The sequence below is a fragment of the uncultured Jannaschia sp. genome, from assembly GCF_947494055.1.
Classification (GTDB): Bacteria; Pseudomonadota; Alphaproteobacteria; order Rhodobacterales; family Rhodobacteraceae; genus Jannaschia.
In genome coordinates this window covers 1-491 of the sequence record NZ_CANLTR010000180.1, presented here as the reverse complement: position 1 = coordinate 491, position 491 = coordinate 1, and the positions used below count along the sequence as shown (strand labels likewise).

The following is a 491-nucleotide window of genomic DNA, read 5'->3' as shown; positions in this document are numbered from 1 at the left end:
GAGCGGTCCGAGCCGACGGTCCGGTTCGAGCAGGCCGATCCGCAGGTCGACGTCACCACGTCCGGCGAGCCGCAGGTCGAGTTCGTCCAGTCCGGCGAGCCGACGGTGACCTTCCAGGAGGCCGGCGCGGGATCCGAAGCGTCCGAGACCGACCAGGCAAGCGCTGAGCCCACCGAGGGTGATGCCGCGCAGCCGCTGATGGCCGAGGAGCCGACCGAAACCGAGCCAGCGCCCGAGACGGTGGCACAATCGGAATCGACCGAGCCGGAAGCGCCCGCATCCGACGTCACCGCCGATCCCGCACTTGCGGAGACCGACCCCGTCGAGACCGAGATGCCGGTTGCGGAAGGCGACACGGTCGAGACCACGACGCCGGTCGAGCTCGGCGGTCCGACCGTGGAGCGCGAAGGCTATACCCTCGCGCAGGCCGGCGAGTTCGAGGTCGAGTCCCTGACCGGGTCCAACCTCTATGGCGTCAACGACGAGGACAT

The 491-nt window shown here is 69.9% G+C and carries 1 pseudogene; it reads left to right on the top strand.

The features are described from left to right. Window positions 1–491, top strand: a pseudogene (locus Q1A87_RS23750) (hypothetical protein); the annotation flags it as partial.